Origin of the sequence: Nodosilinea nodulosa PCC 7104, from assembly GCF_000309385.1 — a bacterium.
Classification (GTDB): domain Bacteria; phylum Cyanobacteriota; class Cyanobacteriia; order Phormidesmidales; family Phormidesmidaceae; genus Nodosilinea; species Nodosilinea nodulosa.
Genome location: NZ_JH976537.1, coordinates 1,092,527 through 1,104,978, shown reverse-complemented (window position 1 = coordinate 1,104,978; position 12,452 = coordinate 1,092,527). Strand labels below are relative to the sequence as shown.

General features: G+C 56.5%; 6 protein-coding genes. 3 read left to right on the top strand and 3 right to left on the bottom strand.

Going from position 1 to position 12,452, the window contains the following annotated elements; genetic code table 11:
- Positions 1-46 precede the first annotated feature (46 nt).
- Both LEPTO7104_RS0104780 and LEPTO7104_RS32810 read left to right on the top strand, forming a co-directional pair.
- A complete protein-coding gene (locus tag LEPTO7104_RS0104780) occupies positions 47-1,939 on the top strand; it encodes an SLC13 family permease (protein ID WP_017297411.1) in 1,893 nt (630 codons plus the stop codon).
- Positions 1,940-2,505: 566 nt separating this feature from the next.
- Positions 2,506-3,204 (top strand): sugar transferase, encoded by a 699-nt coding sequence (locus LEPTO7104_RS32810; protein ID WP_083887003.1) that lies wholly within the window; start codon positions 2,506-2,508, stop codon positions 3,202-3,204.
- 518 nt (positions 3,205-3,722) lie between these two features.
- Here the strand turns inward: LEPTO7104_RS32810 and LEPTO7104_RS0104770 are convergent.
- From LEPTO7104_RS0104770 to LEPTO7104_RS32800, 3 genes are all read right to left on the bottom strand, one after another.
- Positions 3,723-7,055, bottom strand: a complete 3,333-nt coding sequence (locus LEPTO7104_RS0104770; RefSeq protein ID WP_017297409.1) for a DUF4347 domain-containing protein — start codon at positions 7,053-7,055, stop codon at positions 3,723-3,725.
- Positions 7,056-8,105: 1,050 nt separating this feature from the next.
- Entirely contained in the window at positions 8,106-10,127 is a 2,022-nt protein-coding gene (locus tag LEPTO7104_RS36730; RefSeq protein ID WP_017297408.1) for an ELWxxDGT repeat protein, read from the bottom strand.
- A gap of 97 nt (positions 10,128-10,224) precedes the next feature.
- Positions 10,225-11,583 carry a glycosyl hydrolase family 28-related protein gene (locus LEPTO7104_RS32800; protein WP_017297407.1) on the bottom strand — a complete coding sequence of 453 codons (1,359 nt, stop codon included), beginning with the start codon at positions 11,581-11,583 and terminating at the stop codon, positions 10,225-10,227.
- A gap of 332 nt (positions 11,584-11,915) precedes the next feature.
- Here LEPTO7104_RS32800 and LEPTO7104_RS0104750 point away from each other — a divergent pair.
- Positions 11,916-12,452 (top strand): IS110 family transposase (locus tag LEPTO7104_RS0104750; protein WP_040696071.1); only part of this gene is annotated, 537 nt, incomplete at its 3' end.

Here is a 12,452-nt window from a genome sequence, read left to right as displayed (position 1 = left end):
TTCGGACAATGGCCGCTAGCGATTCACTACAACGAGACCTCGCACCATGCAACTTAGGCAATGGCGGTTAGCGTTTAAGGTAAAATCCCTGGGAATCTGGCTAGTTCTGGCCGGGCTAGGCATCGCTGCCGTTGGCCTGGGGCATTTGATTCTGGCCACTCCTATAGATTTGTCGTGGCAGGGATGGCTTACCCTGACCACCATTACAGCTACCTTTTTGGCCAATGCCATGACCAATCTTCCGGCGGAGGTGGTTTTCTTGGGGGGGCTGGCCATTCTGTTAATTACCGGCATTTTAGATACCGACACCGCCCTGGCCGGGTTTAGCAATGCCGGTATGGTCACCGTGGGCGTGCTCTACGTGGTGGTGGCCGGGCTACAGCAAACCGGCGGGTTGACCTGGGTGTCGCAGCAGGTGTTGGGGCTACCCAAAAGCCAAAAGCGCGCCATGGTGCGGCTGATGGTGCCGGTCATGGGCCTCAGCGCGGTGCTCAATAACACTCCCGTTGTGGCCATGTTTATTCCGGTGGTGGGCGACTGGTGCCGCAAGCTCAAGATCAACCCCTCCAAGCTGATGATTCCGCTCAGCTACGCCTCAATTTTTGGCGGGGTTTGTACGCTGATTGGCACCAGTACCAACCTGGTGGTCAACGGCCTGCTGATTGCCGAAACCGGCCAAAGCGGCCTGGGCATGCTGGATATTGCCTGGGTGGGGGTGCCCTGTGCGATCGCCGCCAGCCTCTTTTTGCTGTTTACCCAGCGCTGGCTGCTGCCCGATCGCAAGTCGGCCTTTAGCACCAGCGACGACCCCCGCCAGTACACCCTGGAAATGAGCGTGCCCGTCGGTAGCCCGATGGCCGGTAAAACCGTAGAGCAGGCGGGGCTGCGCCAGCTGCCCGGGCTCTACCTGGCCGAGATTGTGCGGGGCCAGCAGGTGATTCCCGCCGTGGGGCCAAAGGAGGTGCTGCGCGATCGCGACCAGCTGGTGTTTGTGGGCGCAGTAGATTCCATTGTCGATCTGCATCGGCTGCGGGGGCTACAGCCCGCCACCGACCAGGTGTTTAAGCTCGATACGCCCCGCCTGGGGCGCTGTCTGACCGAGGCGGTGGTCTCAGATACCTGCCCCCTGGTGGGTAAAACCGTGCGCGAAGGCGAGTTTCGCACCCGCTACAACGCCGTTGTGCTGGCCGTGGCCCGCAATGGCGAACGGCTGCGGGGCAAAATTGGCGACATTCGGCTGCGCTCTGGAGATGCCCTGCTGCTGGAGGCCAACCCGGTTTTTGAGACCCAGTACCGCTCCTCGAAGGATTTTTATCTGGTCAGCATTGTGCCAGACTCGACCCCTATTAACCACGAAAAAGCGCCCCTGGCCCTGGCCACTATGGTGGGCATGATTGCCCTGGCGTCGCTGGGGTTTATGTCAATGCTCCATGCCGCTATTCTGGCCGCTGTGGTTATGGTAGCGCTGGGCTGCTGCTCGCCCCACAAGGCCCTGGCCAGTGTTGAGTGGTCGGTGCTGCTGGTAATTGCGGCCTCCCTGGGTCTGGGGCAGGCCATGGCCTCGACCGGAGTGGCGACGGCTGTGGCTGACCTACTGTTGGGGCCTGCCCACAGCAACCCCTGGCTGGCGCTGGTGCTGGTCTACGGGGCTACCACGCTGCTGACTGAAATTGTCACCAACAACGCGGCGGCAGCGCTGATTTTTCCGGTGGCCCTGGCCCTGGCTAAGAGTCTGGGGGTCGATTTTATGCCCTTTGTCATTGCCATTATGGTGGGGGCCTCGGCCAGCTTTGCCACGCCCATTGGCTACCAGACCAATCTGATGGTGTACGGCCCCGGTGGCTACCGCTTTACCGACTTTATGCGGGTGGGCATTCCGATCAACCTGCTGTTTTGGCTCATTACGGTGATCGTTACGCCCTTGGTATTTCCGTTTTAGGTAGTCAGAATTTTGGCCCAAATATCGTAAGGAGGTTGCTAAAAGCACGTAAGTAGAACGCCTTAATTATCGTAGGGTGCGTCATCGCTTGGCGTGACGCACCAGGCCCACTGTCCCCTCCTTGGGAGGGGTAGGGGTGGGTTGTCTATGCCAGCATGGCAACTCACCCTATCTAGAAGCTTGTATTTTGCCGTAGGTTTAACCCACCCCGCCCTTCGGGCACCCCTCCAAGGAGGGGACAGCGTTATCCCGAACTGAGGTTACTTATGAATCAAAAATCGACGCCTCTCGTAGTCGTAGAAACCCAACAGCGGTGGACTTTGCTAGGCTCCGCTAAGGTTCTACCCGACCTACAGATTGACGCTGAGCACAACCGTAAATAACTATCCGGAAGCTTTAAGAAAGCTCTGTAGCCTTTTAATACAAGCCTAAATCTGGGAAAAACCACGGCAATACATCGCCCATTTAGGCAGAGGGCTGAGTCGATATGGTTATGCATTAAATTTCTGGAGCACAGCTACCCCTAGACAGTTGGCGTACCTGTAGTTTGAATTCTCGGTAGACCTATGTTTCACCGCCTAAGTTCTCCGGTTAAGGCCCCCTGGTCTGGCCTTAAGGCAACCCTAACAATTCCAGAAAGTATAGGTGCGTTGCCTACTCACCCCTCGGTGACGTCATTTTTGAAGCGATGTTTGGACATCGCGGGCGGACTGGTCGGCATGCTAATTTTGCTAATTTTGCTGGTGCCGATCGCGATCGCCATTCAGATCGACAACCCAGGCCCAATCTTTTACACCCAGATTCGCTGCGGCTACCGGGGGCAACCCTTTCGGATCTGGAAGTTTCGCTCGATGGTCGCCAATGCCGACGACCTGAAACATTTGGTTGAAAATCAGGCCCAGGGATTGATCTTTAAAAACGAAAACGACCCTCGCATCACCCGCGTGGGCCGGTTTTTGCGCCGCACCAGCCTGGACGAATTTCCGCAGTTTTGGAATGTGCTGAGAGGCGACATGAGCCTGGTGGGTACGCGCCCCCCCACCCTCGATGAGGTAGCCCAGTACGCGCCCCACCACTGGCAGCGGCTGAATGTTAAGCCGGGGCTAACGGGCAGGTGGCAGGCCAAGGGGCGATCGCACATCAAAGATTTTGAGGCCATTGTCAAGATGGATCTGGACTACCAGGCCCAGTGGTCGCTTGGGCACGATATGACGCTAATTTGGGAAACGATTGGGGCCGTCGTGTTTAGCCGAGGGGCCTGCTAATTGGCATGAAGCGGGGGAGGTTTTTGGCCGCCCTGACCAGATAGAGCCAGATATTTTGATTGCGAATGGCTCGGCGATCGCTGGCGAGGTCAAATCGTCAACTAAATCCCCCAAACGTAGGGGATTTAGTTTGGATGCAGATTGGGCCAATGCTCTAATAGGGGGGTGGGGAAGTCCTATTTTTTGTAGCAAAAGTGGAGATCCCCCTAGATCCCCCTACTCTGCGGGAAGCCGCAAGCGTCTATAAAAAGGGGGACTTTTACCCCCCTTTTTTAGGAGGGCAGGGGGATCAGCCGGTGGCTAAAGCTACAACAGATCACGTTTCAAACGCCCTCTAAGCAAGTGAGTCTGATTATCTATAAGACGCATTTTGACTCCGCTCAAGGCTCAATCTATTGCTAGGCAGAAGGTTGAGCGGAGCCGTTTTGTCCGCAACGCTATCGCGAACAAGAAGCGTCTCCCGGAGGGAGAAAACCCAAAAACTTAGCTGGGTTTAATTTGGCCCTCCTACCTATCGCCTAGGCGTTATTGTTCCACCGCACAATAGAGCCGGAGACCAGGTTAACGCCGTACAGTTTGCCATCCGGCCCCACCTCCATATCCACCACGTAGGAGAGGCCAGAGTCAAACACCTGAACGTTGGTCACCTGGCGACTGGCGTTGAGGGTGGCCGCGTAGAGGGTGCCGTTGATAATGTCGCCAAACATGAGGGTGTTGCTGTTGTAAAAGTCGCCGACCATAATGGCGTTGGCCTGGTCTGGCGCACCGTGGCTGCGCGACAAAATGGGGAACACAGCTGCCTCGGGGTTTGGGCTACCGGGGTTGACGTTGCCGTTGTTGTAAAAAGCAATGGCCTGATCGAGATTGCCGTAGCCGCGCCCCTGTTTGGCTGGCCCTTCTAGGTAGGGCCAACCAAAGTTAGACCCCGGCGTTCCGGTGTTAATTTCTTCCCAACTGCTCCAACCCACATCGCCAATCACGGGTAGGTCAGTAACGGGGTCGAAGGTAAACCGGAACGGATTTCGCATTCCGTAATAGAAAACTTTCGATTGATTACTGTCTGGATCGCCATTGAAGTAGGGATTGGTAGCCACGCCTTCGCCAGTAATTGGGTCAATGCGCAGCACCTTGCCCGAAAAGTTATTAACGTCTTGAACTCTGACCGCACGAGGATCGACAAAGTTAAAGGAAGTGCCGTCGCCGTTGCTAAAGTACAGCAGCCCATCGGGACCAAAATCTACAAAACCTATGCTGTGGGTTGAACTATCGGTCGCCAGATAGTCGCGAATGTTTTGGTTTTGAATGCCGGAGCGATTGGGATCGTTGTCCTGAGTGCCAACATTAATCTGGTCGGCGGGGGCGGTAATGGTGGTGCCGTTGACAATACCCGAGGGCAAAATCGAGACATCGCCAGTGCTATTTACATCCGGACGACTAGTGTAGGCCCATGTGCTGTTGGTGCCCGCCAGCACGACCAGGCTGTTGGGGTCGGCCACCATGGTGGTGGGGTTGACTGTAACCCGCACCAGCCGCGAGGGGCGGTTGCCTTTGCCGTCGGGGCCAGCTAGCCCAGTGTTTCCAGCGGTTTCCGGTGGGTCGTAGGTATATAGCAAATACACGTAGGGGGTATTGGGGAAGTCTGGATGAATCGTCAGCCCCAAGAGACCCCGGTCCCCAACATCGTTGACCTGGCTGGACAAATCAATTAGCGGTATGGGCAGCAGGCTGCCGTTGTCGGCCACTCGCACAACACCATTTTTCTGGGCGATTAGCATGTAGCGCCCATCCGGTGTCCAGTCTAGGGTTGTGGGCTGGTTTAGGCCCGTTAGCACTGTTTGGCGGGTGAGACTGCCAAAGGTGAGGTCATTGTCCAAAATGGTCACTGTGGAGGTAGACTGGCTCCCTAAAACAGCGCCCGTGGGGTTGCTCAGGCTAATTGACAGGGTTTCATCGCTCTCAAATGCGCCATCGTTGAGGATGGGCACCAAGAATGACTTGACAATTTCACCTGGAGCAAAAGTAACCGACCCAGAAATAGCGGTATAGTCGCTGCCTGCGATCGCCGAGCCGTTATTGGTTGCGTAGTTGATCGATGCGGTTTCAGAATTATCGCCGCTGCGTTGCAGCGTAATGCGAACTGCCGATTCTGCTTCGGAGACCGTAATGGCTGCATTGCTGAGCGAAATCGTAGCAGGGCCATCGTCGTCAACGATGGTAACCAGTACCGTTCGGGGCGCTCCCAGCAAGCCTGCACTGGGGTTTTGAATGCCTACGGCAAAGGTTTCGTTGGCTTCGACGTCGGTGTCGTCAGCAATGGCAACTGTAAAGGGTTTTTCCGTCTCTCCGATGGCAAAGCTAACCTGCCCGGTGTTGGCTCTGCCATTTAGGGTGGGGGTAATGTAGTCAGCATCAGCTGTGGCAGCGTCGTCCGAGCCTAGTTCATTGGTAGTAAACTCAAGCGTCTCAACAGCATCGGCGCTGCTGGTGCGCGCCGCCGTAATCGATACTGCACCGGCCCCTTCACTGACGAAAATTGGGCTGCTATCCGGCAGGGAAAACGTGCTGATTAGGCGAGCATTCGAGCTAAAAGACCAGCTATTGATTTGGTGGGCATTGAATTTACCGCCTGTGCCAGCCGCGAAGCCGATAAAGGCCTGATTGCCCACAAAGGCCGCTAAATCGAGGGTTTGGGAGAGCACGGGGGCGGTGGGTCGGGTCGTGGTAGTGGCGAGATAGACATCGAGCTGGTTGGTTAGACCGTTGTAGTCAACCCAGGCGGTGAGGGGGTTGCCGCTGTTGAGGTCTGGCAGCGTCGCTGTAGTTGTGGCCAGGGCGGTGGTAACATCACCATCGCGCAGCAGGGCAATGTGGTTATCGTTGGGGTCCCAACTACTTTTATAGGTGTCAAACTCAACAGCTAGACTGTGATCAACCTGATTGGATGCGCCAGCAGTGAAAGTATCCAAGCCCAAATTGCCGCCTTTGTCGCCGAGGGCATTGGCCCCAGCCGCGCTGTTTTGAAGCACAAAGGCAAAGCCATCGGCCCCGGCAGTGCCACCCAAGAGTTGAAACTGAAACTGCGTTTGGAAGGAGGTGTCAGTATCAATGGCGATGGGGGTAGCCAGGTAGGCACTGCCGACCTGGCCATTAGTGTTAGGAGTCACTTGGAGAGTGTTGCCCGCCCGGACCGCATTGCCGTTGAGCTGTAGCCCGCTGAGGCTCGAAAAGTCGGTGTAGTTGACAGTGGTATCGAGCAGGCCATCGTAGTTTTGCCGAGTAGTTGCATCAATAGCCAGGTCGGTTTCAATGCTGCCAACGGTGTACTCAAGCTCCCAGTCGCCTTTTTGCGAGGGCTGCCCCGTCAGGTCTGTAGAGGCCGCCACATCGGCACCAGTCAGCTGGCTGAGCTGTTGAATAAGCGCCTGACCATCGGCCCCCGCCGCAACGTTGCAGCCGTAAAAAAGCAGGTCCCCGGTTGGGGTCAGGCTGTCGGCCCAGCTTTGCAGCTGGTCGGTGTAGGTGGCTAATGTGTCGCTGGTTAGCTGGGCATTGCCTAAAAAAACACTGCCGACATTGCCATGGGAAATAATATGAACGCCCGTCAGGCCCTGCCGCCCCTTGAGGGTTTCTGTAATCTGGCGAATGCCATCTTGGTTGGGGTCGAGCAGAACGACTTCTGCCGCCTGAATGCCCGCCGTTAGGGTTTCAACGTTATCTACTGCGCGATCGACAAAGGCAATTTGCCTGGAGCCAATGCTTTCCCCCAGGGAAGCGGGCTGAGAATATGTAGCAGATTGATAAAAACTATCCTGAAAGGGTTGCGTGGGCTCCGTGTTTAATACTAGGTCCATGGGTTTGAGCAGGTGTTAAAGGGGCATACAAATAGCAGTCTTGATACCTTTTTTGGGCAGATGAAGATGGCCAGAACTCAGCTTGAAGCTGAACTGGCTCTGGGGCTATAGGCAACAGCTAATAGGCCTTGGCTACGCGCAAAGCCATAGAGCTAGCTAGGAAAAACTAGCCAGATCGATCGAAACGAAAGGTAGATTTGCAGAAATTTATCTTTTGAGCACGCGATGGCCATAGTCACGTTGATTAGGGCATCCAGAAACCCTATGAACGTTCAACTGTTTGAACATTCATGGGAGACATGTCTGAACCAGGCTGGCTACAGCTATAAACGCTCAAAAATATCTCATAACTATGGGCCGATAAAACCTTAAGCAGTTCACGCCGATAGTAACAATTCGATCTCTGGGGGCGTAAGTAGATTCCGCAGTATTTAATCGATTGCTCATGAAACTGAGCCTGAACTTTAAATGCTGATTGGTGAGGAAATAGTGCTGCTGGTTTGTTTACTTTGAGGTATAGCCACAGTCATTCAGGTTAGGGCCTGATTGACTGACAAAAGTTCTGATGTAGGTTGGTGTTGAGCGAAGCGTTCGCGTAGCGTCTCCAGGAGAGAAAACCCAACACCAGTAACGGTTTTGTTGGGTTACGCTAAGGCTAACCCAATCTACGGCTACGGCAGCATAAGGGTTTCAAGGGTTTTGTCAGTCAACCAGGTTTCCGGGTTTTCTCCCTTTGGGAGACACTTCGTATTCGCGATGGCGTTGCGGAGCAAAACGACTCCGCTCAACCCTCTGCCCAGTGACGGAGCGAGCATTGAGCGGAGTCGGCATGGGTCCTATCGACAATCAGACCTATTTAACCTCAGTTCGGGATAACGCTGTCCCCTCCTTGGAGGGGTGCCCGAAGGGCGGGGTGGGTTAAACCTACGGCCAAATACAAGCTTCTAGATAGGGTGAGTTGCTATGCTGGCATAGACAACCCACCCCTCCCAAGGAGGGGACAGTGGGCCTGCTTTGCCAAGGTCTTTTCTTATCCCGAACTCAGGTTAGTTACTTATCGGTTAGGGCCTGCTGAGCCTGGCCGCTGCTTGCAATAGGCTCGGTTAGATCGAGCTGCCAGCTCAATATATCGTGGGTGTTGACGCGGCCTCCGGTGCCAGCGGTAAAGCCGAAATATGCCCCCTGCTCAAAGAATCTATCTAGTTCTACGGTCGTGGCGATAAGGGCTGTCTCAGGTTTCTGAGCCATTTGAGATACAAACACCTCCAGCAGGTCTGAGGTGCCGTCATAGGTTATCCAGGCGTGGGCAGAGCCGCCGCCATTGAGATCAAAATCGGGCATTGCTGTCGCTAGGGGCGATCGCACATCCCCATCGCGCAGCAGAGAAATGTGGTTGTCGTTGCCGTTATCCCCGGGGTTAGACTTGCCACCGTAGGTGTCAAACTCGATCGCCAGACTGTTACCTATGCCGCCATAGCCCAGATTTCCCCCCTCGTTGCCCAGTGCCCTGCCGCCTGCCGGGCTGTCTTGCAGCAGCCAGACAAAACCATCGGCACCATTTTTGCCCTGGCCGCCGCCAATCTCAAACTCAAAGTGGGTTTCAAAGGAGGTGTCGGCCCCAAAGCTAAAGGCATCTTGATAGAATGCGCTGCCTGCCTGGTTGCGCTGGGCCGGGGTAAGGCGCAGGCGATCGCTGACTTGACTGGCCGCCCCATTGAAAACCAGCGGCGAGGTATCTGAGAAATCTTGAAACTGAACTTCTGGCTCACCCCCATCTTCCCCAGGGCCAACATCGATCTGCCAAAGCTCGGTGCCGTGGGTGCCATCGCTGGCGCTAAAGAAAAGCGTATGGTCAAGCCAGGTCAGCTCGGTGGGGAAAGCGCTGGCGCTACCGGGGTTTAGATCGGCTACAAGCTGAGTGCCTGGGGCCGTGCCATCGCTAACCCACAGCTCAACCCCCTGGGCACCATTGTTGGCGCTAAAAAATAGCCGATCGCCAACGCGCGTCAGGTTGGCGGGGGCGGCACTGGCCCCGCCGGGGTTGAGATCGGCCACCAGCCGCGTACCGGCAGCATCACTTACCCACAGCTCGCGCCCGGCTACCCCATCGTCGGCGCTAAAAAACACCGCATCGCCGACTCTGGTCAGGTCAAGCGGCGCGCTACCGCCAGGGCCAGGGTTAATATCGGCCACCAGGCTCGTCTCAACGCCATCACTCATCCACAGCTCGGTGCCGTGGTCGCTATCGTCGGCGCTAAATAAAACCCTGCCGTTGACCGCTACCAGGCTGCTGGGGTTGGCGCTGCCTGTTGGGTTAATGTCGCTGACCAGACGGGTGTCCGCCGTGGTACCGTCGCTGAGCCAGAGTTCGCGCCCGTGGCTGCCGTCATCGGCGCTAAAAAAGAAGCTGTCGCCATCGCCTGGGGTGATGGCACTGGGCAGAGAACTCTGGGGGCCGGGGTTGATATCGGCCACCAGCTCGGTTGTTTCGGGGGTGCCACGGCTGAGCCAAAGCTCGGCACCGTGGGCCACATTGTAGGCCGAAAACAGCAGTCGCCCCTGGCTGCTAACCAGCTGGTTAGGAAAGGACCCCATCGGGCCGGGGTTGATGTTGGCCACTGGCCCGGTGCCTGCGGCTGTGCCATCGGTTGCCCACAGTTCGTTGCCCCCCTCGCCAGCGCTGGTGGTAAAAAACACCTGGCCATCGCTGGCCGTTAGCTGGGCCGGAGACGCCGAACCGCTGCCCTCCACCAGGTCAATAAGCAGGTACGTACCAGCGGCAGTGCCATCGGTTACCCAAAGCTCGCGACCGTGCTGGTCGTCGCTGGCCACAAAGAGAGCCTGGTTGCCAAGGGCAACAAACTCAAAGGGCAGGGAGCCCATCATCCCTGGCAGAATGTCTTGAATCTGGCTGGTGCCTGCGGCGGTGCCGTCGCTGGCCCAGGGCTCAAGGCCGTCAATACCGCCGTTGGCGCCAAACAGAAGCAGCCCCCCTAGGGCGCTTAAGCCGTTGGGAGCAGAGGCTCCAGGGCCGGGGTTAATGTCTTTAACCAGTGCTGGTGTGTACTGCACAGTATGATCTCCTGACCTAACGTCAAATCACAGCTGATGGCGAATTTCAGGTCGGCAGATACACTTAGGCCACATACTAACATAGGTAATTTTTTCGCTAAGAATTAGCTGCCCCTGCTCGGCGCGCCGTCCAGCCGTCTACCTGGTAAGCGCCATTGACCCCGACGGTAAAGCTCAGGGGAGCAGCGAGGCCCCGGGCCGCTGCGGTTGTGCGGTTGGGCAGGCGCCCCGCATCGGCAATGTGGGTCAGGGTGTTGTTTTGCACCGTTGCCCGGTAGCTGGCATCGTTGCGCATCAGCGGGCGCGGGTTGGTGCCCGTGCTCTCGAAGATATTGTCTCGAATCACGATAGTGCTAAAGTCCGTATCCGGATGAAAGGCGAAAAGTCCCTGGGAGCGATCGCCCCCCTCGGCCTTGACGACATTGTTGTGAAACCGAAATCGGTTGTAAACGCCGTTGGCCCAAAAAATGCCCCGCCCCGGATTTTTGATCAGGTTGTCGTGAAAGTCGGTTGGCCCAGGGGCGGGTTCATCCCCAAAGCTAGATACCAGGTTGCCGTCACTATGATCTGGGTCAAAATCAAACAGATTGTGGTCAACCTCAACCGAGTTGCGCGTCCACTCCAGGGCGTAGGAGCTTTTTAGCCAGTTGTGGTGAATGTGGTACGAAAACCCATTGCGCAGCACCGGGCCACCGCCAAACTTGGGAATGGAGATGACGCCATCGAAGCGGTTGTGGTCGATTTCAATGCCGGTTTCGTTGTCAAAGGGCGACTCAAAGGAAAAGTTGACCCCCACATCGTTGTGGTGAAAGCGATTCGACTCTCCCCCCTGGCCCTTAAACCCGTAGAAGTTGCGGTCTAAATCCTCAGATTTTTGGATGCGGTTATTCCAAAACTCTGAGTTGCGCGTGTAGCTGGTGAAAAGCGCCCCCCCAGTCCACTGCACCTCGCCGCCAGCATCGATAAACTGGCAGTCGTGCACCTTGAGGTTATTCATGCGAAAGGTGCGCACGCCGCTCCACCGAAAATCTTTGATCTGTAGATTGCTCAGCTCCACGCGGTTGGCATCATCGGCGTAGATAGCGCCGTGCAGGGCGGGGGCCGTCAGGGTGAGGTCGGCAATGCGCACATTGTTGGTGCCCATCAGCTTTAGCAGATAGGCGCCGGGGTTTTCCTGCTGGGGCAGTCCCTCCAGGCCTGGAGCCCAGGCAGAGGCCGCTTTAATTACCGTTTTTTCTGGCCCGGCCCCAATCAGCACCGTGCCGCGCTTGAGTTCAAGGGGGGCCGACAGTTCGTAGGTGCCGGAGGGCAAATTCACCGTGTCGCCTGGAGCACTATTGGCCAACGCCTCGGCTAGGTCGATGGGGTTGGCGGGCTGGTAGCCAAAGGCGATCGCCATAAGCAGCGCAGCCGGGGCTAGCAGCAGAGTAGCCAGTCGAAGTAGGGATCGCGTCATAAAAAAATGGGTAAACAGCAGTGGGGCAACTGGGCCAGGTGTCGCAAGCGCCCATTGCCCCCATCTACAAAAACGGCTAGCTGAATAGCCATCCGGAATCTGAGGCTGAGAGGATGTTTGAAAAGCCCTATTTTTGTAGCAAAAGTGGAGATCCCCCTTGTATTTTAAGCAGCAGGACGGTAGACCGATCTCCCCCCGGTTCTAGAAACCGAGATTTAGTCCAGGTCGCCGTTCTGCCATTTGTCAACAGCTCGAAAAATCGCCAGGGTCATGAACCCGCATCGAACAAGGTCGAGTGATGAATGGTCATTCTATTCCTCAGGAGGTGCGTGATGGGGACGAGTGAAGAACGGCAATGGGTGGGTATTGATGTGAGTCAGGCCAAGCTGGACGTAGCGCTGCGACCCTCGGGACGCTACTGGCAAGTGGCTAATGACGAGTCGGGATGGCAGAGGCTGTTGAATGAACTACAGGCTGTCACCGTCGCGCTGGTGGTGGTGGAATCCACAGGTGGGATGGAACGGGGCGTGGTTCAGGTCTTGCAGCGCCATGAAATCGCGGTGGCGGTGATCAATCCGAAGCGGGCGCGGGACTTTAGCAAAGCGTCTGGGCGATTGGCCAAGACCGATCGCATTGATGCGTCGATGTTGGCGCATTTTGGCGAGGCGCTGCAGCCGTTACCGAAACCGTTGGCCTCAGAGCATCAGGAAGCGCTCTCTGACTTGGTCCATCGGCGTTCTCAAGTGATTGAGATGCTCAACAGTGAGCAGCGTCGTCGCCACAGTGCGCGCAACCGCACGGCCCAGGCCGATATTGATACTCACATTGACTGGCTCAAGCAGCGGGTCAAAGCCCTTGATGCGGAGATC